A 1,680-nucleotide genomic window follows, 5' to 3' on the forward strand; every position below is an offset into this window, starting at 1 on the left:
TGTGGACGACGACTTCTTCCGCCTCGGTGGTCACTCCCTCCTCGCGATTCGGCTGGTGAGTCGGGTGCGGTCCGTCCTGGGCGTGGAGATGCCGCTGCGGGCACTGTTCGAGGCGCCGACGGTGGCACGGCTGGCGGCCCGGCTGGCAGACGCGGACCGGGCCCGGGCAGTGCTCACGGCGCGAGAGCGCCCGGAGCGGGTGCCGTTGTCGTTCGCGCAGCGCCGGCTCTGGTTCATCAACCAGCTCGAAGGGCCCAGCCCGACCTACAACGTCCCGGCCGTGGTGGCGCTGTCGGACCGTGTGGACCGCGATGCCCTCGCCGCCGCATTTCGGGACGTGATCGGTCGGCACGAGGTGCTGCGCACGGTGTTCCCGGTCGTCGACGGTGAGCCGCACCAGCAGATCCTCGAACTCGAGGCACTCGAGTGGGAACTGTCGGTGTCCGAGGTGGCACCGGACGACCTCGAGGCCGCGGTCGAAGGGGCCCTTGGTCACGCGTTCGACCTGACATCCGAAGTGCCCTTCCGTGCCTGGCTGTTCGAAGCCGGGCCGGAGGAGCGGGTGCTGGTCGTGGTGATGCACCACGTGGCCAGCGACGGCTGGTCGAGGGGGCCGCTGGCGCGGGACCTGTCGGTTGCGTACGCGGCGCGGAGCGAGGGCCGGGCGCCCGAGTGGAAGCCGTTGCCGGTGCAGTACGCCGACTACACGCTCTGGCAGCGCGAGGTCCTCGGCGAGGAGGAAGATCCTGACAGTGTGATGGCACGTCAGATGATCTACTGGCGTGACGCGTTGAACGGCTCGCCACAGGAGCTGGAGCTGCCGTTCGATCGTCCGCGTCCGGCGGTGTCCTCACACCGTGGACACCAGGTGGCGGTCGAGGTGCCGGCGGAGACGCACGCGCGGCTGACCCAGGTGGCCCGGGCCGAGGGCGTGACCCCGTTCATGGTGTTGCAGGCGTCGCTGGCGGTGCTGCTGTCGAAGCTGGGTGCGGGGACGGACATTCCGATCGGTTCGGCCAATGCCGGGCGTACGGATGAGGCGTTGGACGATCTGGTCGGGTTCTTCATCAACACGCTGGTGGTGCGGACGGATCTGTCGGGTGAGCCGACGTTCCGGGAGGTGCTGGGCCGGGTGCGGGAGGCGACGCTGTCGGCGTTGGCGCACCAGGATGTGCCGTTCGAGAAGCTGGTGGAGGAGCTGGCCCCGGCCCGCTCGATGGCCCGCCACCCGCTCTTCCAGGTGGTCCTCACCAAGCAGAACACCGTCGACGCGGTACTCGACTTGCCCGGCATGCAGACCGGCGCGCCGTCGGCGGACCGCTCGACGGAGTCCGGACGGTCTGTGCTCGAGCCGACCGTGTTCGACGCCGCGGCGAAGTTCGACCTCGATGTGCTGGTGGGCGAGGTGTTCGGTGCGGATGGTCGACCGGCGGGTGTGCGTGGAACGGTGACGGTGTCGGCGGATCTGTTCGATCCGGTGTGGGCCGGGCGGATCGCGTCGGCGTGGGTGAGGGTGCTGGATGTGGTGACCCGGGATACAGGTGTGCCGGTCACGGCGGTGGATGTGATGGATGCCGCTGAGCGTGAGCGGGTGTTGGTGGGGTGGAATGACACTGCCGTAGAGGTTGTGGGCTCGTCGGTGGTGGGGTTGTTCGAGGCGCAGGTGGTGCGGACGCCGGA

The 1,680-nt window shown here is 69.4% G+C and carries 1 protein-coding gene; it reads left to right on the top strand.

All coding sequences use genetic code 11. The features are described from left to right. Positions 1-1,680: condensation domain-containing protein (locus AAW14_RS39255; RefSeq protein ID WP_265569245.1), on the top strand; the 1,680-nt coding region annotated here is incomplete at both ends.

Source organism: Streptomyces hygroscopicus, assembly GCF_026168105.1.
Lineage (GTDB): Bacteria > Actinomycetota > Actinomycetes > Streptomycetales > Streptomycetaceae > Streptomyces > Streptomyces hygroscopicus_D.